Here is a 20461-nt window from a genome sequence, read left to right on the forward strand (position 1 = left end):
TATGCGCATTGTTTGCATTTTCCGCGGGTCAAGCTGATCGCGCCTGGCTTCGCACGAATTGCCGGATGCGGTCCATCGCGTGCAGCGATGCGGGCGCGGAGGGTTCCACCGTGATGAACATGTGGCATTCATTGTCGTATTTCAGCACCTCGATAGCGCCGCCGGCCCGACGGTACTGCTCGCCGAAAGCGTCGGCTCCGAAGTGGTCCACATTCGTGTCGCCGGTGCCTTGTATCAACAATACAGGGGGCAAGTGAAGCCATTCCCCGCGTTCCATGACGAGGTGGGGGTTGTCGCGTTCCATCGCCGCCTCGTCCGGCCAGAAGGCGCGATGCGCGTCCACGAGCTTCACGATGCGGCGCTCCTGCGCCATGCGGTAGCGTGCGAGCGGATCCAGAATGGGCCAGCAGACAACCGCATAGTGGACCAGCGGCGCCGCGTCGTCCGGAGGGCCGGCATAGCGCGGGTCGTGGGGACGCAGTACGTTGAGCATCAGGAGGTGCCCGCCGCTGGACGTCCCCAGCCCACCGACCCATTCCGGTCGGCTGCCCAGCTCCGCAGCATGCTGGCGGGCCCATCGCAGGCCGGCGTTGACGTCGGCAATGGTCCCGGGGAACGTTACTTGCGGAGGCATGCGGAACTCCAGCGCGAAAACGGCAATGCCTTCCTCGGCCAGCGTTTCGTGCATGGAGGCATTGTTGAGGCGGTTGCCGCGTATCCACGCGCCGCCATGCACGTCGACCAGGAGCGGTACCGGGGTGTCGCCCTGAGGCCGATACAGCCGGCCCAGCAGCGTGTGTCCGTCTGAAGAGGGGAATTCGATGTCTTGAACGTCAAATCCGGACATGGGGTGCCTGTGGCGGGAACGGTCGCTTTCGTGGGATCTTCGCACAAATAGTCGCTTGTCGTTCGGAGCGTTTTCCCGACCGGGCCGCCCATGCCTACGCACAAGCCGGTTACGTTTGTGTACGCCGTTTTGACGTATATCCGGCAGAATGCCTATGCTTGTCCCTGCCGGCCGGCGTGCCGGCTTACGGAAGCCGACTTCCCGGCAAGTTCACTCAAGGAGAGAGAACATGAAACGTCGCCAGTTTCTCTACGCCAGCGCGGCTGCGGGCCTGCTCGTCGCGGCAGGCTGCACTACCACCAATCCCCAGAACGGGGATGGTTCCCCTGCCGCAAGACGGGCGCGGATCGATTCGGGTGTCAACGAGGCGCTCAACCGGCTTTACGCGACGGTCCAGGGGGCTCGCGAACTGGGTACCAAGGCCGAGGGCATATTGGTGTTCCCCAGCGTCATCTCGGCCGGCCTGGTCGTCGGCGGCGAATATGGCGAAGGGGCGTTGCGCGAGGGGGCACGCACCACCGCTTACTACAGCACCGCAAGCGGCTCGTTCGGCTTCCAGGCCGGCGCACAATCCAAGGCACTGATCTTCATGTTCATGAACCAGGCCGAGCTCGACCGCTTCAAGGCCAGCAAGGGGTGGACCGCCGGCGTGGACGGCTCGGTCGCGGTCGTCAAGGCGGGCGTCAATGCCGCGGTCGACGTCAATACCGCGCGTGCGCCGGTCGTGGCGTTCGCCCTCACCAATGCCGGACTGATGGCCAACCTGACGGTCGAAGGGACGAAAATCACCCGGCTCGATCTGTAGCGGGCGCGGGGCCGTACGGGCAGGGGATGACAAGCCTGTCCGTCACGGGATCCTCGCATTGCGGGCGCCTCGGCCTACCGGGAAACTGGCGAGGCGTCCCGCAGACGGCCTGGCATGGCGCCAGGCGCGCGGGGCGGGAGCCTCGCCATGTCTTTCTTCGTTCCCCCTGTCTTGCGGAACCGGCAGCTCGGCCAATCGATGGTGGAGTACGTCATCATCGTCGCGTTGGTGGCCGTCGCCGCGATCGCCGTCTATCAATTGTTCGGCCAGGTCGTGCGGTCCCAGACCGCGGCCATGGCGCGCGAAATCGCTGGCGAGGACGGGTCTGCCGAATCGCGCGCAGCGCAAACCGCGGCCAAGAGCGCCAAGTCGCAAACCTCGGCGCGCTCGCTCAAATCGTTTACCGGCAATGCCGCCCAGGCCGGCGCCAACTGAACCGGCATCATGGCGCGTACACAGACCGGACAAGCGCTGGCCCTGGCCGTGGTCCTGCTCGCAGTGGCCGGGGCCGGCCTGCTCCAGGCGTTCAATGGCGGACAACTGCTGCGCGAAAAAGTCCGCCTGGCGAGCGCCCTTGACGCTGCAGCTTATAGCGGCGCCGTCATGCAGGCCCGCGGCCTCAATTTCCTGGCCTACACGAACCGCGCGCTGGTGGCCCACCAGGTTGCCATGGCCCATGCCATCACGCTGGCATCCTGGGCGCGGTTCGGCGACGCCGAGTCCCGGCAGGTCGCGCGCTCCAATCCGCCGGCCACGCTGATCGGCGGGTTTTTCGGCCCGGGGCATGGGCTGGCCTACCGCAGCGCGGCCAGCGCTCGGGGCGCCGGGTCCGTCGCGGACTGGGGCAGCGGGGGGCTGGCACGTGCCTTCGCGGAACACGACCGTGTCGTGCACGACGTACTGGTGCGCGCGCAGGCGGCCGTCCAGGGTTCGCTTGCCGATGCCCGCACAGCAGCGATGCGTGCCGTACTGAGTGCCCACTATGGCGACCAGGCGAGCCGCCTCGACGAACGGCCGTTGGCCGATACCCTTCCGGGCTTCGTCGCGCGCTATGGCGGCGCGGCCCGGCTCAGGCTCAAGTCGATGGTCGAAGAAGCCGATTCGCGCTATGGCTTTCTCGCCCCGCGAAACCATGACGCCCGCAGCCTGCTGCCTACCGAATGGCGTTGCCCGTGGCGGCGCCACGAGCTGCGGCGCCGAGGCTCCACATCCCTGATCGGCCTGGACGCGTGGCGGTCCGTCGATACCCAGTCGTTCCACGCGCTGCGTTCGAACAGGTGGATAGGGTGTTATTACCGCGAATATCCCATGGGTTGGGGAGGCATCAAGAACGACGCCGCGCAGCCGGACGATGATCTGCCCCATGTCGCCGATCCGCCGCCCGATTTTGCCGACGAGGATTTCTGGCGCTGGGTACAAGGCCATACCGATTGGAATCTGCTCGACACCGCGGCCAATCCGCTGGCGAATTCATTTGCGCTATCGCAGGTCGACGTATGGCAGGGCAGGGGACTGCCGTCTTTCGCCGAGATCGCTCAGGCAGGACGCCCCACAGACGGCACGCAGCCGTTGCGGTTTGCCGTCAGGGCAACGCGGGCCGCAGAGGCCATGTCGACCAGCGACGCAGCGGGGCCTCAGGCGGGCGCCGGCCGGCTGCTCTTCGCCACCCGCCTGCCGGGTGGCGAGATGGCCGCGGTCAGCGCGGCGGAAACCTACTATCGGCGTCCCTTTGCCAGAACCGATGGCAAGACCGAGCGAGCCAGTCTGTTCATGCCGTACTGGCAGGCGCGTCTCAGTCCCGTCACGTTGGCCGAGCGCACCGATGCCTGGCGCCGGCAGGGAGACAAACCATGATCGAGCGGCGTATCCGCCGTCATGGCGGCCAGGCGGCTGTCGAGGCGTTGCTGGCCCTGACCGTGCTGGGCGGGCTGCTGATCCTCGCAGCCGCCTTGGGAAGACTCCAGGACCTGACGCTGCAAATCGGCTTCGCCAGCCGGCATCTTGCCTTCGTCGTGGCCCAGGACATGCCGCGAGAAGAGCAACGGCGGGTGCGCGACTACTTCTTCGACCCGGACCGCCACCACTGGCACAACCACGACGGCTCGGCGTTGGTGCGCGACCCCGGCGACCCGGCCATCCGCCTTGCGCGGGCCGGTGCCTTGCCTGCCGGCGCCCAACTCGGGGGCACCGAGGGGACGGCGAACGCGTTGGCAGTAGAGCTTTTGCCGTCCCCGCAGGGCATGGCAACGGGATCGATAGGCGTGACCGCGCGATTGGCGCCGGCACCGGCGATCGCCCCATGGCTCGCCACTCGCCCCCGCCTGTCCAGCCGGTTCGCCATTCTTGGCCACGCCGGCCATGCGGATGGCGACCGTGAGGCGCAGGATCGCCTGGCCCGTGCCCCGTTGGCCTGGGGATCGGCGGCGCAGGCTACAGCCCGCGCGGGAAAGGCATTGCTGCCGGCGCTGGGCAGAGTCGATGCGGCCTGGAACCGCCCCTTGCCGCAGTTCGACTGGCTTTCTGCCTGGGCGGGAGTGGTCCCTGCCGACCGGCTGGAGGGGGCGCCGTGAAGGTCCGCCGGATCGTGGGCGCGGTGCTGGTCCTGGCCGCGATGGGAAGCCGTGCCGACGCGCCGCCCCCGGTGCTGCCGCCGGACGTGGCCGATCTCGGATGGGGCGGGCCGTTGCAGCTCAACGGTACGGACATGGAGCTTCGCCTGTTCGCCGCGAAGGTGCCGCCCTTGGTGCTCGCCGACCGGCTCGTCCGCCAGCCCGGGCAAGCTCCGTGGCTGTTGCCGCTGCCTGACGGGGTCATGCTGACAGGAAGCGACCGAGGGCGACCGTGGTTGATGCAGTTGCGCCGGTCCTCGGATGCGTCCACCACCGTGTTGCTGGCAACTGCCCGTTCCACCGCCAGCTATCCGGCGCCGTCGCCGCCGGCCTGGCTGCCCGATGGAGCGGTACTGCTTCTGGATTTCGAGTTCCACGACGAGGGAGGGAAAGTCGTGCAGCAGGTTTACGGGTCCGGCGATGCCGCCGAGATTTTCCAGCGGAGCCTGCAGTCGAGGCTGCGGGCACTGGGATGGCGGCCATCGAAAGGGTCCGCGTTTGGCGCAGTAAGCGAATGGCACCGCGCGAACCGGCGCTTGCAGCTAATCGTCGTCAAGCGGGCCGCGGGCCGCAGCGGTGCGCTGGCGGTCGAGACAGCCGGGCAGGCACCGGCATGGAGCTGGCGATGATGCGGGAATGGAATGCGGTGGCCCGCTATCAGCGGGGTCAGTCGGCCATCGAGTACCTGGTGGTCGTGACCCTTGTGCTGGGCTTGGCCGGAAGCGGATGGCTGGGGGAAGGGGGCGGCTTGCTGGGGTGGCTGCTCGACGCCTTGCGCGGCTTTCATCATCGCTTTGCCGCTTCGCTGGCGCTTCCGCTATGAAGCTGCGCGCGCCCCGTATACGCCTGGACCGGAAGTGGTGGATGCTAGCCGTCGCCCTCATGGCCGGGAGCGCCGCCGCCTGGCTTAGCCAGCGGCAGATCCAGAATCGTATCGATGCTATCGAGGCCGAGGCGCAGGCGGCAAGAACGCCTGTCGTCGTCGCCGCGTTCAACCTGGAAGCGGGGCAGCGTCTGACCGCCGATATGGCGGCGGTGCGCGATATCCCGGGGGAATGGCTGCCGACCGGCTTCATCGATCCGGCGCGCTTTGCCGATGTCGAAGGAAGCGTATTGGCCTACCCGGTGCGCGCCGGCGAGCCCATCGCGTCGGTACACCTGGAATCGGAGCGCCCCGCGGCGCTGGCCGAGAGACTGCACGAGGGCCGGCGGGCCGTCACCATTCCGGTCGATGAAATCAGTTCGGTCTCCGGATTGTTGCAGCCCGGCGATCTGATCGATTTATACGTGTCGTTCGAGCATCGCGGCAAACGCGTCACCATGCCGCTGCTGCAGAAAATGCGTGTGCTGGCTACCGGGCGCCGGACCGAAACGCCGGATGGCACTGGCGATGCGCCCCATGGAGGGTTTTCCACGGTGACGCTCGACGCCTCCCCGGAGGAGGCGGTGAAGCTCATCACCGCGCGCGATAGCGGTGTGATGACCGCCATGCTTCGCCGTCCTGGCGACGGGAGCCCCGCCTCCGCGCGGGCGTCCGGCGACCTGCCTGCATTGTTGGGGCTCAAGGACGCGGCCCCGCCCGAACCGCGCAAGAAGCCCAAAGTGGAGGTGATCTACGGCGACCGTGCTCCCCGCCGCATTCCCGGGCTCGGAGAAGTGGCGCAGGACGAGCCGGCGCTGCCGGATGGGCGTGACTTGTCCATGGCGTTCTCCTGGGGAACGGGCGAGGACGCCACGATCGGCGCACGGCCGCCGGCCGCGTCTCCGGTTCGTCTGCCTGCCCGTACCGTCGGGGAGGGAAAGCCGTGAAGACAGCATGGATGGGTCGTGCGGTGTCCCGTTGCCTGGCTGCCGCTGCATGCGCCCTGGCCGCAACCTCGCCCGCCTCCGCCGACACGGGCACCGCGGAGTGGCCCCCATGGCTGGAACAGGAATCCGCGGCGCCGGGCGCGGGGTTTCGCGCCGGTTCGGAGTTGCCGGATATCGAGATGTTCGTCGGCGAGACCCAGGTGTTTCCGGCACCAGGCATCGGACGCGTGGCTGTGGGCAACGGGCGCGTCATCCACGCCGCAACGGCCGACGAACGCGAGGTGGTTGTTTTCGCCAATACGGTGGGCACGTCGTCGCTGGTCATCTGGAACAAGGATGGCGCGGTGCAACGCATGCGCATTACGGTCGTTGCGGGACAATCCTCGCGCGTGCAGCGGGAAATCGAAGCCTTTCTCGCAGGCATTCCTACTGTGCGCAGCCGCATCGTCGGCGACAAGGTCATTGTCGAGGGCGATGACCTGAGCGATGCCGACCAGGCCAAGGTCGCGATGCTGGCGCGCCGCTATCCGCAGGTCGTGGATTTCACCGGCCAGCTCGGATGGGAGCGCATGGTCATGATGGACGTCAAGGTCGTCGAGATGCCCCGTGCGCGTTTGCGCGAGCTCGGTGTCCGCTGGGATGGCGCCAGTACCGGCGGATTGAATGCAGGCTTGGCATGGGACGCCGCGGTGGGACGTCCCTTGCAGGCATCGCCAGGGGATGCATCGGTGCGGCCCGGAGACAGTCCGATCGCGCTGCCCTTTCCCGCCTTGTCGCCGGCGGGATACCTGGGCATGAACGCGCTGCTTACGGCTCGCATCCAAGCGCTGGCCCAGAGCGGCGAAGCGGTGATTCTTGCCCAGCCGCAACTGTCAGCCCGCAGCGGCTCCACGGCACGCTTCCTGGCCGGCGGCGAGGTGCCGTATTCGACTACCGACAGGAACGGCGCAACCAATACCAGTTTCAAGCCCTACGGTGTCACCCTGCAGATTGCGCCTCGGGTGGACGCCGGCGGCACCGTGCGGTCCATCATCGATGTCGAGGTGAGCGCCGTGGATCCGTCCGTGGCCGGCTCGGGCGGCCCTGCGCTCAAGGTACGCCGGACCTCCACCGAGTTCAACGTGCGCTCGGGCGAGACCCTGGTGCTGAGCGGCTTCCTGTCGCGTGAACAGTCGGAAGACCTCGACGGGTTGCCCGGGCTGTCGAGCCTGCCCATTCTCGGTCCGTTGTTCGGTTCGCGCCGCTTCCAGCGCCGCGAAACCGAACTGGCCATCTTCGTCACGCCGACCGTGGTGACCGAGCGCAATCCTGCCCTGCGCGAGCGCATAGACCGGGGCGAACGGGTACTGCGGGACACCTTCGGCCCGGAGCGGCTCAACGTCCCGGTACGGCCCGAACCCTTTTCCATGGAGTATTGATGCTGGAAGTCGAGATCCTGACCGATGAGGATCGTGCGGCGTCGCTGATGGTGGCGTCGCCGGCGGTCATCGGGCGCGGCGAGGGCTGCGAAGTCCGGTTGCGCCATTGGCGTGTCGCGCGCCGCCATGCGCGGCTTACCGAGCGGGCCGATGGTGTGTTCGTGGAAGACATGGGCTCGCTGGGCGGCACGATGGTCAATGGCCGGCGCATCCTGCAGTACGGCCCATTGCTCCCCGAGGACGAAATATTCATCGGTACGGCGATGCTGCGCGTGCGGCCGGTACAGGGAAAGCCGCCACAGGCCGCGTCCTCTGCCGGTGGAACGCCGCCTGCCGAGGCGATGGGTGCGGCGCTGCCCGCCACGGCAGACGGCGCGGGGCACCTTGTGCACGACCAAGCGATGATTGAATGGCGCCGGAGGCTGCATGCGCGGCTGCTCGATGCGCTGGACCTGCGCCGGCGGGATGTGTCGGCCATGAGCGATGCTGCGTTGAGGATAGAGGCAGACCGCCTGCTGGAGAGCCTGGTGGCGGAAGCCGAGGCGGAAATTCCGCCCGGCCTGGATCGATCGGCGCTGCGCCGGCAGGTGGTGGACGAGGCGGTGGGCCTGGGGCCGCTTGAGTCGCTCCTGGCCGATCCCGACATTTCCGAGATCATGGTGAACCGGCACGATGAGCTGTATGTCGAGCGGGCCGGCGTGTTGTGCCGGCATCCCGCTGTCTTCAGCAGCGACCAGTCGGTGCTGGGCGTGATCGAGCGCATCGTCTCGCCGCTGGGGCGCAGGATCGACGAGAGCTCGCCCATGGTCGACGCCCGGCTGCACGACGGCTCGCGGGTCAATGCGGTCATCGCGCCCTTGGCCCTGAAGGGGCCGGCGCTGACCATACGCAAGTTTCCCGCGCGGCGGCTGCACATCCAGGAGCTCGTCGAAGGCGGGTCGCTGGACGGGCATATGGCCAGGTTCCTGCATTTGTGCGTCGAGCAGCGCAAGAACATCGTGGTATCCGGCGGCACGGGGTCGGGCAAGACCACGCTGCTGAACATCCTCTCGAACTTCATTCCCCCGGGCGAACGGGTCATCACCATCGAGGATGCCGCCGAGCTCAAGCTCGCGCATGAACACTTGGTTGCGCTGGAGGCGCGTCCTCCGAACCTGGAGGGACGCGGCGCGGTCTCCATTCGCGATCTCGTGCGCAACGCGCTGCGCATGCGACCGGATCGCATCGTCGTCGGCGAGTGCCGGGGCGCCGAGGCGCTGGACATGTTGCAGGCCATGAACACGGGCCACGAGGGATCGCTGACTACCTTGCACGCCAATACGCCGCGCGATGCCATGTCGCGGCTGGAGACCATGGTGCTGATGGCGGGCATGGACCTGCCGCTGGGCGCGATACGGGAACAGATCGCGTCGGCCGTCGATATCGTCGTCCAGCAGAGCCGTACGCCGGCCGGGCGGCGTCGCGTGACCGCAATCGTGGAAGTCAGCGGCATCGAAAGCGGCCGCATACAACTGCAGGAACTCTTCCGCTTCGAACGGCCCAGGCCCGCCGAGCCCGATGGGCCGGGCTATTTCCAGGGGTGCGAGCTCATGCCGAGCTTCTTCGACGACTGGATGAGCGGCGGCGTTCCTGTCTCGCCGCAGTGGTTCTGCCAGCGTACCGCCGTGCCGGATCGCCCGCGGAGCTTCGCATGAACGGGTGGCAGAGCTGGGCGGTTGCCATGGGGGTACTGGTATGCGTGTCGCTGTTGGTCTGGATTGCGCACGGCCTGGTACGCGAAAGCCTGTCGCGCTATCGGGCGGTGTTCACGGAAACGGCGCGCGTGCGCATGGGTGAGTTTTTCTTCTTCGTGGATGTCAATCAGTTGTGGTTCGCCCATGTGGCCATCATCGGCGTGTTGGCCGCGGCCTGCGGGATCTTGGCGCAAAGCTGGACGATGGCGGCGGCGGGCGCGGTCGCGGGCGCGGCATTGCCTCGCTATGTCGCTCGGCGTTTGCGGGCGCGCCGGATGCGGCGCTTCGACGAGCAGCTGCCGGATGCACTCCTGGCCTTGGCCAGCGCGCTGAGGGCGGGAGCCAGCCTGCAAGCCGGCTTGCGCCAGATCGTCGCCGAAAGCCAGCCGCCGCTGGGACAGGAGCTCGCGTTGATGCTGCGCGAGCAGCGATTCGGCATCGGTATGGACCAGTCCTTGGCCCATCTGCACGATCGCGTGCCGACGGAATCCACGAGCCTTGTCGTGGCGGCGCTCAGGATTGCGGCAGACACAGGCGGCAACCTGGCGGAGACGCTCGAGCGCATCGGCGCCACCATACGCGCCCGGTTGCATATGGAAGGCCGGATACGGGCGTTGACCGCCCAGGGCCGGTTGCAATCGAGGATAGTCGGCGCGTTGCCTTGGCTGTTGATCGTGGCATTGCACTACTTGGAGCCGGAAACGATGCAGCGGCTATGGACCACGGCGCAAGGGTGGGCCGTACTGGCCCTGGTCGCTTCGCTCGATTTGCTGGGGTTGTGGATGATTTCCCGCATCGTCCGGATCGACGTATGAACGCCACGGCGCCCACCCTGGTCCTGCCGCGGGGCCATCGGCGCGGCGAGATGACGCGACAGCGGAGACGGCCATGGGAATGACTGCATTGCTGGCCGGCACCGCCGTGGCTGCGTTGGCGGTCCTGGTCTATTTCCTGGTAGCCGATTCGGCACCGGTACACGGCCAGACGGTGGAAGCACCGCCGCCGGCCTTCCGCCTGGCCTGGCGCCTGATCGTCGTGGCGGCCTACTACTGTCGTCCCTGGCTGTCATGGCAGCGGCGACGGCGGGTCGAGTCCATGCTGGTCCAGGCCGGACTGCGGCATTGCCTGGGTCCGCTTCATGTCGTGGGTGCGCAAGTCCTCTGCGCGGGAGCGGCTGCCGTCGCCTCGGCCATGGCCGCCGTTGCGGCCGCCGGCATGGCGGCAGGCGGGGGCGGGGTGGTGGTCGGAGCCGTGGCTGGGGCGTGCTATCCGCGGCTTTGGCTGGCCGACCGCATCCGCCGCCGCCGCGCGGAGGTGCGGCGAGCCTTGCCGTTTGCGTTGGACATGACAACCTTATGCGTCGAGGCCGGCTTGCACGTCGGCGCGGCCTTGCAGCAGGCCGCCCAGAAAGGGCCGCCCGGGCCGTTGCGGGAGGAGTTGCGGCGGGTGCTCGGCGACGTGCGCACCGGTGTGCCGCGCGCTCGTGCCCTGCGCGATATGGCCGAGCGGCTGGACGTCCCGGAGGTGCGGGCCTGGGTCGGTACGCTGGCGCAAGCCGACGCGCTCGGCATGAATCTGGCGCCCATCCTGCGGGCGCAATCGGATCAGCGCCGGACGGAGCGCTTCCTGCGCGCGGAACGGCTTGCGATGGAGGCACCGGTCAAGATGCTGCTACCGCTGATCGCCTGCATTTTTCCCTGCTCGTTCGTGGTCATCGGCTTTCCGATCGCGATCAAGCTGATGGACCCGGGCTGGTAGCATGCACTGGCGCGAGGCCACGAGTTTCTTCGGACGCCTTCGCGGGCTGCTCGGGCGCCCGCGCCCCGGCCTGGGCGAAGCTTGGTGGATTGCGCCTTGCCGCGCCGTTCACACGGCCGGCATGGCTTATCCGATCGACGTGGTATTCGTGGGCACAATGGGCCAGATTCTGCGCATCGTGCCGGCCCTGCCGCCTTGGCGCCTGGCGTGGTGCCTGCGCGCGCGAGCGGTCATCGAGCTTGCCGAAGGCGAGGCCGCCCGGCTGGGATGGAAAGTGGGGGACCGCGTCGGCCGGCCCGGTTGAACCGGCGCGATCGCCCAGGCCGGATAAGCGGCTGAGAGCCGGAACACCAAGAAAAAAGGGCCGGACATGCCGGCCCCTCACTCCTTCATCTTGTCTTTTTTATGCCCGCGTTTCGTCCAGCACGCGCTGGGCTTCCTCGCGCACCCGCGCCGGCGCGGTACCGCCCACGTGGGCGCGCGCAGCCACCGAGCCTTCGAGCGTCAGCACCGCATGGACGTCTTCGCCCACCGCGGAGTGGAAGGCACGCAGTTCTTCCACCGACAGGTCGGCGAGATCGCAGCCGCGTTCGACGCAACGACGTACCGCCAGCGCCACCGCTTCGTGGGCATCGCGGAAGGGCACGCCTTTCTTGACCAGGTAGTCGGCCAAGTCGGTGGCCGTGGAAAAGCCTTGCAGCGCGGCGGCGCGCATGGCATCCGGCTTGACCTGGATGCCGCCGGCCATGTCCACGAAGATGCGCAGGGTATCGCGCACGGTGTCGGCGGTATCGAAGAGCCCTTCCTTGTCTTCCTGGTTGTCCTTGTTGTAGGCCAGGGGCTGGCCTTTCATCAGGGTCAGCAGCGCGACCAGGTGGCCGTTGACGCGGCCGGTCTTGCCGCGGGCCAGTTCGGGCACGTCGGGATTCTTCTTCTGCGGCATGATGGAGCTGCCGGTGCAGAAGCGGTCGGCCAGGTCGATGAAGCCGACGCGCGGGCTCATCCACAGCACGAGCTCTTCGGACAGGCGCGAGATGTGCGTCATGATGAGCGCCCCGGCGGCGCAGAACTCGATGGCGAAGTCGCGGTCGGAAACCGCGTCCAGCGAGTTGCGGCACACGCCGTCAAAGCCCAGTGTGCGAGCCACCCGTTCCCGGTCGATGGGGTAGGTGGTGCCGGCCAGCGCCGCGGCGCCCAGCGGCAGGCGGTTCACCCGCTTGCGGCAATCGGCCAGGCGTTCGGCGTCGCGGCCGAACATTTCGGCGTACGCCAGCAGGTGATGGCCGAAGGTGACGGGCTGTGCAACTTGCAAGTGCGTAAAGCCGGGCAGGATGGTGGCGGCATGCTCGAGCGCCAGGGTGGCCAGGGCCTGGCGCAACTGGCGCAGCAGGTCGAGCAGGGTGTCGATCTCGGCGCGCAGCCACAGCCGGATGTCGGTGGCCACCTGGTCGTTGCGCGACCGGCCCGTGTGCAGGCGCTTGCCTGCATCGCCCACCAGTTCGGTCAGGCGGCGTTCGATGTTCAGGTGCACGTCTTCGAGGTCGAGCAGCCATTCGAAGCGGCCGGCATCGATTTCGGCCTCGATGGCGGCCATGCCGCGGCGGATGTCATCGAGGTCGGCTTGCGTCAGAATGCCGACGGCATGAAGCATCTCGGCATGCGCAAGCGAGCCCTGGATGTCGAACTTGGCCAGGCGTTTGTCGAAGTCCACCGAAGCGGTGTACCGTTTGACGAGGTCGGAAACCGGTTCTGAGAACCGGGCCGACCAGGCTTCGGCTTTCTTGGCGAACTGGTCTTGGGGGCGGGGGTCGGTCGGTTTGGACATGGCGCGGATTATAAAGCGGGTTATGGCGGTTACTGAATCGGGATCGGGTTCCCCTGGCGTATTGATCGTAGGTCGCGATGCGTCGTTCTGCCGCCGTTTGTCGTCGCAACTGAAGGTGCTCAGGCGCAGTATGCCGCTGCACCTGCTGCCGCCCGCCGTAGGCGCGGAACAGGCGCGGAGGGCAGTGCCCGGACCGGCCGTGGTGCTGCTCGACCTGGGGCTGCCGGACGCCTCGGCGTATACGCTGGCCCACGAGTGGGCCGAGACGGGGCAGGGCGCAGGACTGGTCCTTATCCTGCCGTCCATCGACTGCCGGCCCGAGGCCGCGCGGCTGCGTGCGGCCGACCTGCTGCTGCCGCCCGTGCACCTGGACCGCCTGGCGCAGGCGCTGCGGAGCGCCCTGGCGCGGATAGGCCCGCCGGGCGGCAGGCACGAGGCGTCCCGGCCGGCGCTTGTCGCCCGCAGCCGCAACGGCGACCAGGCCGTGCCGGTGGATCAAGTAGTCTACCTTCGCGCCGATGGGAAGTACGTGAATTTGCGCACCCGCAGCGGCGCGTATCTGATCGAGCGGCCGCTGGCCGATCTGGCCCGCAGCTATCCCGACCGGTTCGTGCAAGTCCATCGGAATGCATTGGTGGCGCGCACGGCGATTGCCGGCGCGCGGCGGGTGACGCCGGAACTTACCGGCTGCGATGCCGATCCCTATTGGGAACTCGTGCTGGACGGCGTGCCCGAACGCATTGCCGTGGCCCGGCGGCGCTGGCCGCTGGTGCGGCGTTGCCTGCCTGGCGACGAACTGTCTCATTCACTCATGACGGAGGCGACTTGACCGACACTGCCGTCGAACTGATCGACGACCTGAGCGCCATCGACCCGGCGGATTGGAACGCCCTGGCCGCGGACCATCCCTTCGTTACCCATGCGTTTCTCGATGCGCTGCATGCGACCGGCTGCGCGGTCCGGCGCACCGGGTGGCAGCCCACTTATCTCGTCCTGCGCCGCGGGGGCCGGCTGCTGGGCGCCATGCCCCTCTATGTCAAGGCGCATTCCCGTGGCGAATATGTATTCGACCATGCCTGGGCCGAGGCCTTCGAGCGCCATGGCCTGGACTACTACCCCAAGCTGTTGTGCGCCGTGCCGTTCACGCCGGTAGGGGGTCCCCGCCTGCTGGCGGCCAGTCACGAAGACCGGGTACTGCTGGCGCGGGCGGCCATCGAAGTCGCGCGGCAGGCCGAGGTCTCGTCCTTGCATGTGCTGTTTCCCCGCGACGAGGACTTGCTGGCGCTGCGCGAGGCGGGCTACATGATGCGCGAAGGCGTGCAATTCCATTGGCGCAACGAGGGCTATGCGAGTTTCGACGCCTTCCTGGGCGCCATGAACCACGACAAGCGCAAGAAGATCCGGCAGGACCGCAAGAAGGTCCAGCAGGCCGGAATCCGTTTCCGGCACCTGCGCGGCCAGGCCATCACGCCGGACGACCTGGCGTTTTTCTATCGCTGCTATGCGTCCACCTACGCCCATCATTGGTCCTCGCCCTACCTGAATCCCGCCTTCTTCGAGGCCCTGCATGCGGCGATGCCGGAGGCCATGCTGCTGGTCCTGGCCGAGCGCGAGGGCGAGCCGGTCGCCTCGGCGTTGAATATCGCGGCCGGGGACACGCTGTACGGCAGGTACTGGGGCTGCGTGGATTTCGTATCCGGCCTGCATTTCGAAACCTGCTACCTGCAGGCCATCGAATACTGCATCGCCAACGGCTATGCATGCTTCGAAGGCGGCGCCCAGGGAGTCCACAAGATGTCGCGCGGCCTGCTGCCCACGCCGACGTGGTCCGCGCACTGGGTCGCCGACCAGCGCTTCGCTGCCGCCATCGCCGATTTCCTGAAGCGCGAGACCCGCGGCATGAACCAGTACCTGGACGAACTGGAGTCGCACACCCCGTTCAAGGCCCCCGCGGAGCGGGACTGACCGGGGCGGACGCCGGCCTGACCGGTCCCTGCCGAGACGCCGCCCAGCCATCGGCCTTATCATGTCGCCAGGATCGGCGCATACCGCACAGCGGATCGATATCCGGGCCTGCGTGGCGGCCCGCTTCGCGATAACCGCCGGCGGCTGCGGACGCGCCCAAGAAGGAACATCACAAAATGAAAGGCAACTTCTTCAACCTGTATTCGCACCAGTTCGCACGGGTGGCCGTCGGCGTCCCCCGTTGCAAGGTGGCCGATCCGGCCTTCAACGCAGCCCAGACGGTGGACCTGGCGCGGCAGGCGGTCGAGCAGGGCGCCGCATTGGTGGCGTTTCCCGAACTCGGCATTTCCGCCTATACCTGCGACGACCTGTTTCACCAAGGGGCGCTGCTGGAGGCTTGCGAGCAGGCGCTGTCCACCATTGTCGAGGCCTCGAGTTCGATGCCGGCCGTGCTCGTGGTCGGCCTGCCGCTGCGCGTGAACCATGCCTTGTTCAATTGCGCGGTGGTGGTGGCGAGTGGGCGCATCCTGGGCGTCGTGCCCAAAACCTACCTGCCCAACTATGGCGAGTTCTATGAAGCGCGCCAGTTCACGCCGGGCGATTGCACGGTCGCCACCCACGTCGACGTGGCGGGTCAGCGCGCACCGTTCGGGCCCTCGATGCTGTTCGAGGTGACCGACGTGCCCGGGCTGCGTTTCCACGTGGAAATCTGCGAAGACGTCTGGGTGCCGATACCGCCGTCGTCCTTCGCAGCGTTGGCCGGGGCAACCGTGCTGGTGAACCTGTCGGCCTCGAACATCGTCGTCGGCAAGTCCGGCTACCGCCATCAACTGGTCGGCCAGCAGTCCGCCCGCTGCCTGGCGGCCTACCTGTATACCTCGGCGGGGCGGGGCGAGTCGTCGACCGACCTGGCCTGGGACGGCCAGGCCATCATCTACGAGAACGGGGAATTGCTGGCGGAGTCCGGGCGCTTCCTGGACGACTCGCATCTCATCCTGGCCGACGTGGACCTCGAACGCCTTGCCCACGAACGCATGCGGCAGACCACCTTCGGGCAATCGGTGCTGCGCCACAAGGCCGAAACCGAGCGTTTTCAGACCATCGCGTTCGAGCTGGGCCTGGGCGCCGACCAGCCACTGCCGCTGCAACGCCGGGTCGAGCGCTTTCCGTACGTGCCGGCCGACCGCCGCCGCCGCGACGAGCGTTGCAACGAGGTCTACAACATCCAGGTCCAGGCGCTGCTGCAGCGGCTTTCGGCCATCGGCACCGACAAGGTCGTGATCGGCGTCTCGGGGGGGCTGGATTCGACCCATGCGCTGCTGGTGTGCGCCAAGGCCATGGATCGGCTGAATTTGCCGCGCACCAACATCATCGGCGTGACCATGCCGGGTTTCGCGACCAGTGGGCGCACGCTGCAGCAAGCGCGGGAGCTGATGCGGGTGGTGGGCTGCACGGCCCTGGAAATCGACATCCGGCCCAGTTGCGAACAGATGCTCAAGGACATCGGCCATCCCTATGCCGAGGGCAAGGATGTCTTTGACGTGACATTCGAGAACGTGCAGGCCGGCGAACGTACCAGCCATCTTTTCCGGCTGGCCAACTTTCACAATGCGATCGTCATCGGCACCGGCGACCTCAGTGAGCTGGCGCTGGGCTGGTGTACCTACGGCGTGGGCGACCACATGTCGCACTACAGCGTGAACGCCAGCGTGCCCAAGACCTTGATCGCGCACCTGGTGCGCTGGGTGGCCGAAACGGGCACCGTGGGCCCGGACGGCAGCCAGGTATTGCTCAACATCCTGGGTACCGAGATCAGTCCGGAGCTGGTGCCGGGGCAGTCCGACGGCGCGCCGTCGCAGCGGACCGAACAGTTCATCGGCCCCTACGAACTGCAGGACTTCAACCTCTACTACATTCTGCGCTACGGGTTTTCTCCGGCGAAGGTGGCGTTCCTGGCGCTGACTGCCTGGGAAGACCGCGACAAAGGCGACTGGCCCGAGGAAGCCCATGTGCCGCGCAACCAGTACGACTTGGCGGCCATCAAGCATAACCTGGGCATTTTCGTGTACCGGTTTTTCAAGATCAGCCAGTTCAAGCGTTCGTGCGTACCCAACGCGCCCAAGGTGGGCTCGGGCGGGTCGCTGTCGCCGCGCGGCGATTGGCGCGCACCCAGTGATTCGGAAGAGGTGGTGTGGACGGCCGATCTGGCCCATATTCCCGACGTGGAGTCCGGCGCGGAACAAGAGCGCGGGCAAGGCTAAAATCCGCCCAGCCGCATTCTCAACATTACGCACAGCATCCTAAAGGTCCAGCCATGAAGCAAGTCACCGCCATTATCAAGCCGTTCAAACTCGACGAGGTCCGCGAAGCGCTGGCCCAGGTCGGTGTCAATGGGCTGACCGTGACGGAAGTCAAAGGGTTCGGCCGGCAAAAGGGGCATACCGAGCTGTACCGGGGCGCCGAGTACGTGGTGGATTTTCTTCCCAAGATCCGGATCGAACTCGTGATCGCCGACGCGCTGGTCGACCAGGCCGTGGAAGCCATCATCCGGGTGGCGCGTACCGGGAAGATCGGCGATGGCAAGATTTTCGTGACCCCGGTCGAGCAGGTGATCCGCATCCGCACGGGCGAGACGGGCGAAGCCGCGGTTTGATGCCGAAAGCGGCGGCATGGCCGCCGCTGGCGTCCGCCATATATTTCTAATAAGAATAAAGAAATGATAAATATATGTTTTGATGGAATATGTAGATTTGTTACGTTTACGGTTTACGAATCTACTGACCGACAAGGACGCCGTTTCATGCTGAAGAAGATCATCGTGCTCGCGGCCGCCTCGGTTGCGGTGCTTACCGCGGCCACCGGGACGGCGCAGGCACAGGACAAACCGCTGCTCAATGCCTCGTATGACGTCGCGCGGGAGGTATTTGCCGCCGTCAATCCCAAGTTCCAGGCCTATTGGAAATCCAAGACCGGCAACGACATCAAGATCGACCAGTCGTTTGCGGGTACGTCGCGCCAGGCGCAGGACATCATCCAGGGCAAGAAAGTGGACGTGGTCACTTTCAACCAGGTGCCGGACGTCGAGATCCTGGCCAAGCGCGGACTGCTGCGCAAGGATTGGCAGAAGGCCTTTCCCAACAACAGCTCGCCGTACTACAGCACCATCGCCTTCATGGTGCGCAAGGGCAACCCCAAGAACATCAAGACCTGGGACGACCTGGTCCGCGATGACGTGAAGCTGGTGTTCCCCAATCCCAAGACCTCGGGCAATGCGCGCTATACCTACCTGGGCGCGTGGCTGTATGCCAACGAGAAGTTCAAGGGCGACCAGGAGCAGGTCCGACAGTTCGTCGGCAAGATGTTGCACAACGTGGTGAACTTCCCGACCGGCGGCCGCGGCGCCACGGTGGCCTTTGCCCAGAACGGGCAGGGCGACGTGCTGCTGACCTTCGAATCGGAAGTCATCAACATCGCCAAGGGCGAAGAGTTCAAGTCCGGCGGCTATGAAGTGGTTACGCCGCCCGTCTCGGTGCTGGCCGAGTTCCCGGTTGCCGTGGTGGACCGGGTGGTCGACGAGAAAGGCACGCGCCAGCTGGCCACGGAATACCTGAACTACCAGTACACGCGGGAAATCCAGCTGCTGCTGACCACGTTCAACTACCGGGTCCACCATCCCGACGTCGCCAAGGTCGTGGCCGACCGTTATCCCAAGGTCCGCCTGATCGACCCGACCAAGGTGCTGGGATCGTGGGACGACATCACCAAGACGCACTTCGGTTCCAACGGCGTGCTCGATCAATTGCTCGCCCGGCGCTGAGCAAGGGCGGTCCGGCCCCCAAGGGGGCCGGTGCCTTACAATCGCTTTTCGATGGCGCGATCACCCCATGGAAGTGGGGTGATCGCGCCTCTTTGAAAGGTCGTCTCCAGAATCGCCTATTGCTGGGCCGGTCTCGCGCCGGGTCCGTCGTCCATCCGTGAATCCGTCCTTCCGTTTCTTCCGCCGTCCGCCCGTCCTGCCGGGGTTTACGCCAACCTTCGGCTTTTCGGTGCTGTTCCTGAGCCTGGTCATCCTGATCCCGCTGTCGGCGCTGCTGCTCTACGTCAGCGACATGACCTGGAGCCAGTACTGGCACGCCATTTCCGACCCCCGCGTGGTGCAGAGCTACAAGGTCACGGTTTCCGGCGCTTTCTATTCCACCGTCATCGTGACCGCGATCGGCTTCGTGCTGGCGTGGATCGTCTCGCGCTACGAATTTCCGGGCCGGCGCTTGATCGACGCGCTGGTGGACTTGCCTTTCGCCCTGCCCACGGCGGTCGCGGGCATCACGCTTTCCGCGCTGTTCGTCCCGACGGGCTGGCTCGGCCGCTGGTTCGAGCCCCTGGGCATCAAGATCTCGTACGCCTATCCGGGCCTGGTGATCGCAATGATCTTCACCAGCCTGCCGTTCATCGTGCGTTCTCTGCAGCCGGTGCTGGAAGACCTGGAGCCGGAGTTCGAGGAGGCCGCGGCCACGCTGGGCGCCACCCGTTGGCAGACGTTCTGGCGCGTGCTGCTGCCCAGCCTGGTGCCGGCCACGATCTCCGGGGCGTCCCAGGCCTTCATCCGCAGTCTGGGCGAGTTCGGCGCCGTGATCATGATCGCGGGCAACATCCCGTTCCAGACCGAGGTCACGTCGCTGATGATTTTCGTGCGCCTGCAGGAGTTCGACTATCCCGCCGCCGCCGCCATCGCTTCCGTGGTGCTCGTCGCTTCGCTGCTTCTGCTGTTCCTGCTCCAGGTCGTCCAGGGACGCCTGCTGCGCCGCACTTGACCTTGCCATTGCCATGACAGCCAAACGGCCCACACTTCTCCATCAAAAGCTGCTGATCGCCCTCGGCATGGTGCTTGCCGTGCTGATGCTGGTCGTGCCCCTGGTCCTGATCTTTTCCCAGGCGCTCTCGGGCGGCTGGAACCTGCTGGCGCAGAATCTCAACGAAGACTTCATGAAGCACGCGATCGGCCTGACCGTGCTGACGACGCTGGTCACGGTCCCAGTCAACCTCGTGTTCGGTATCCTGCTGGCCTGGTGCGTGACGCACTACGATTTCATCGGCCGGCGGCTGCTCGTCACCCTGGTCGACATTCCCTACGCCACCTCCCCGGTAGTGGCGGGCCTGTGCTATCTCGTGGTGTACGGACTGGAGAGCGCCTTCGGACAATGGCTCTACGGGCACGACATCCAGTTGATGTTCGCCTGGCCGGGCATCATCATGGTGACGGTATTCGTGACCTCGCCCTACGTGGCCCGTATCCTGATCCCGCTGATGCAGGCGCAAGGCCCGGACGAGGAAATCGCCGCGCTGTCGCTGGGCGCGTCCGGCTGGCAGATATTCCGCCGGGTGACCCTGCCCAATATCAAATGGGCGCTGCTCTACGGCGTGGTCATTACCAACGCCCGCGCGGTGGGCGAATTCGGCGCGGTATCGGTCGTCTCGGGTTCCATCATGAACCAGACGCTCACGCTACCTCTGCTGGTCGAGCAGCTCAACAACGATTACAAGACGGCCGCCGCATTTACCGCCGCGGCGCTATTGGCGTGCATGGCGATGTTGACGCTGGTGTTGAAGACCATCATGGAATGGCGGCAAAAGCAGCGGGACGACACGCCTGCGCATTTTTCGCCGGAAACCATCGCCAACCCCTGAGGCCGGC

At 66.5% G+C, this 20461-nt stretch carries 21 protein-coding genes; 19 read left to right on the plus strand and 2 right to left on the minus strand.

Translation table 11 applies throughout. The features are described 5' to 3' along the window. Window positions 1-28: 28 nt before the first annotated feature. The gene (locus tag QHC78_RS18375; RefSeq protein WP_319747146.1) at window positions 29-847 is read right to left on the minus strand and encodes an alpha/beta hydrolase; all 819 of its coding nucleotides are present in this window, start codon (window positions 845-847) and stop codon (window positions 29-31) included. 229 nt (window positions 848-1076) lie between these two features. Between QHC78_RS18375 and QHC78_RS18380 the strand changes: the two genes are divergently transcribed. The 12 genes from QHC78_RS18380 to QHC78_RS18435 all read left to right on the plus strand — a co-directional run bounded on the left by QHC78_RS18380 (window position 1077) and on the right by QHC78_RS18435 (window position 11283). Then, window positions 1077-1652, plus strand: coding sequence for a BPSL1445 family SYLF domain-containing lipoprotein (locus QHC78_RS18380; RefSeq protein WP_319747148.1), 576 nt, complete (start codon window positions 1077-1079; stop codon window positions 1650-1652). Window positions 1653-1799: 147 nt separating this feature from the next. Further along, on the plus strand, window positions 1800-2087 hold the full coding sequence (locus tag QHC78_RS18385) for a hypothetical protein (RefSeq protein ID WP_319747149.1): 288 nt from the start codon (window positions 1800-1802) through the stop codon (window positions 2085-2087). Between the two features lie 9 nt (window positions 2088-2096). Continuing rightward, on the plus strand, window positions 2097-3506 hold the full coding sequence (locus QHC78_RS18390; RefSeq protein WP_319747151.1) for a hypothetical protein: 1410 nt from the start codon (window positions 2097-2099) through the stop codon (window positions 3504-3506). Further along, the gene (locus QHC78_RS18395) at window positions 3503-4222 is read left to right on the plus strand and encodes a hypothetical protein (protein ID WP_319747153.1); all 720 of its coding nucleotides are present in this window, start codon (window positions 3503-3505) and stop codon (window positions 4220-4222) included. Before QHC78_RS18390 ends, QHC78_RS18395 begins: the two co-directional genes overlap by 4 nt. Beyond that, window positions 4219-4890, plus strand: a complete 672-nt coding sequence (locus QHC78_RS18400; protein ID WP_319747154.1) for a hypothetical protein — start codon at window positions 4219-4221, stop codon at window positions 4888-4890. The genes QHC78_RS18395 and QHC78_RS18400 overlap by 4 nt, the downstream gene beginning before the upstream one ends. After that, window positions 4887-5084 (plus strand): hypothetical protein, encoded by a 198-nt coding sequence (locus QHC78_RS18405; RefSeq protein ID WP_319747156.1) that lies wholly within the window; start codon window positions 4887-4889, stop codon window positions 5082-5084. Before QHC78_RS18400 ends, QHC78_RS18405 begins: the two co-directional genes overlap by 4 nt. Window positions 5085-5125: 41 nt before the next feature. After that, window positions 5126-6070 (plus strand): Flp pilus assembly protein CpaB, encoded by a 945-nt coding sequence (gene cpaB, locus QHC78_RS18410; protein ID WP_319747158.1) that lies wholly within the window; start codon window positions 5126-5128, stop codon window positions 6068-6070. Further along, a complete protein-coding gene (locus QHC78_RS18415) occupies window positions 6067-7488 on the plus strand; it encodes a type II and III secretion system protein family protein (RefSeq protein ID WP_319747159.1) in 1422 nt (473 codons plus the stop codon). Before cpaB ends, QHC78_RS18415 begins: the two co-directional genes overlap by 4 nt. Beyond that, window positions 7488-9182, plus strand: a complete 1695-nt coding sequence (locus tag QHC78_RS18420; protein ID WP_319747161.1) for a TadA family conjugal transfer-associated ATPase — start codon at window positions 7488-7490, stop codon at window positions 9180-9182. The genes QHC78_RS18415 and QHC78_RS18420 overlap by 1 nt, the downstream gene beginning before the upstream one ends. After that, window positions 9179-10036, plus strand: coding sequence for a type II secretion system F family protein (locus QHC78_RS18425; RefSeq protein WP_319747163.1), 858 nt, complete (start codon window positions 9179-9181; stop codon window positions 10034-10036). Before QHC78_RS18420 ends, QHC78_RS18425 begins: the two co-directional genes overlap by 4 nt. Window positions 10037-10109: 73 nt before the next feature. Continuing rightward, window positions 10110-10979: a type II secretion system F family protein gene (locus QHC78_RS18430; RefSeq protein WP_319747165.1), complete on the plus strand. Its 870-nt coding sequence runs from the start codon at window positions 10110-10112 to the stop codon at window positions 10977-10979. 1 nt (window position 10980) lies between these two features. After that, window positions 10981-11283 (plus strand): DUF192 domain-containing protein, encoded by a 303-nt coding sequence (locus tag QHC78_RS18435; RefSeq protein ID WP_319747166.1) that lies wholly within the window; start codon window positions 10981-10983, stop codon window positions 11281-11283. Window positions 11284-11382: 99 nt separating this feature from the next. On the opposite strand, the gene argH is transcribed toward QHC78_RS18435, so the two are convergent. Further along, window positions 11383-12804, minus strand: coding sequence for an argininosuccinate lyase (gene argH / locus QHC78_RS18440; RefSeq protein WP_319747168.1), 1422 nt, complete (start codon window positions 12802-12804; stop codon window positions 11383-11385). A 22-nt stretch (window positions 12805-12826) separates the two neighbouring features. Here argH and QHC78_RS18445 point away from each other — a divergent pair, with 22 nt between their 5' ends. The 7 genes from QHC78_RS18445 to cysW all read left to right on the plus strand — a co-directional run bounded on the left by QHC78_RS18445 (window position 12827) and on the right by cysW (window position 20454). Then, the gene (locus tag QHC78_RS18445) at window positions 12827-13633 is read left to right on the plus strand and encodes a LytR/AlgR family response regulator transcription factor (RefSeq protein WP_319747170.1); all 807 of its coding nucleotides are present in this window, start codon (window positions 12827-12829) and stop codon (window positions 13631-13633) included. Continuing rightward, window positions 13630-14769, plus strand: a complete 1140-nt coding sequence (locus tag QHC78_RS18450; RefSeq protein WP_319747172.1) for a GNAT family N-acetyltransferase — start codon at window positions 13630-13632, stop codon at window positions 14767-14769. Before QHC78_RS18445 ends, QHC78_RS18450 begins: the two co-directional genes overlap by 4 nt. Before the next feature lie 176 nt (window positions 14770-14945). Then, window positions 14946-17030, plus strand: a complete 2085-nt coding sequence (locus tag QHC78_RS18455) for an NAD(+) synthase (protein WP_319747174.1) — start codon at window positions 14946-14948, stop codon at window positions 17028-17030. Between the two features lie 53 nt (window positions 17031-17083). Then, window positions 17084-17422: a P-II family nitrogen regulator gene (locus tag QHC78_RS18460; RefSeq protein WP_087783252.1), complete on the plus strand. Its 339-nt coding sequence runs from the start codon at window positions 17084-17086 to the stop codon at window positions 17420-17422. Between the two features lie 147 nt (window positions 17423-17569). Next, on the plus strand, window positions 17570-18586 hold the full coding sequence (cysP, locus tag QHC78_RS18465) for a thiosulfate ABC transporter substrate-binding protein CysP (protein WP_319747177.1): 1017 nt from the start codon (window positions 17570-17572) through the stop codon (window positions 18584-18586). Between the two features lie 157 nt (window positions 18587-18743). Further along, the gene (cysT, locus tag QHC78_RS18470; RefSeq protein ID WP_319747180.1) at window positions 18744-19580 is read left to right on the plus strand and encodes a sulfate ABC transporter permease subunit CysT; all 837 of its coding nucleotides are present in this window, start codon (window positions 18744-18746) and stop codon (window positions 19578-19580) included. A 13-nt stretch (window positions 19581-19593) separates the two neighbouring features. Then, window positions 19594-20454, plus strand: a complete 861-nt coding sequence (gene cysW / locus QHC78_RS18475) for a sulfate ABC transporter permease subunit CysW (protein WP_319747182.1) — start codon at window positions 19594-19596, stop codon at window positions 20452-20454. Window positions 20455-20461 lie beyond the last annotated feature (7 nt).

This window comes from Pigmentiphaga sp., from assembly GCF_033795525.1.
Lineage (GTDB): Bacteria > Pseudomonadota > Gammaproteobacteria > Burkholderiales > Burkholderiaceae_B > Pigmentiphaga.